Here is a 256-nt window from a genome sequence, read left to right on the forward strand (position 1 = left end):
GCCCCTGCACCGTCAGCACATATCCATCGGGGCGGCGCTCGAAGAGCTGCGCGCCGAGGCTCAACTCGAGCGAGGATATCCGGCGCGCAACGGTGGCATGGTTGACTCTCAGCGCACGGGCCGCCGCCGACAGGCTGCGATGCCTGGCGAGCGCTGCGAAGAAGCGGAGATCTTCCCAATCGATATCTGTGCGTTTTTGCTCAGTCATTGCGAATAATTAGCGAATATCCGATCAGACTGGAAGGCGTTACATCAT

The 256-nt window shown here is 59.8% G+C and carries 1 protein-coding gene; it reads right to left on the bottom strand.

From position 1 onward, the window contains the following. Positions 1 to 208: LysR family transcriptional regulator (locus SB772_RS43100; protein ID WP_410838910.1), on the bottom strand; the 208-nt coding region annotated here is incomplete at its 3' end. Between the last annotated feature and the right edge of the window lie 48 nt (positions 209 to 256).

The sequence above is a fragment of the Paraburkholderia sp. SIMBA_030 genome (assembly GCF_046535245.1).
GTDB lineage: Bacteria > Pseudomonadota > Gammaproteobacteria > Burkholderiales > Burkholderiaceae > Paraburkholderia.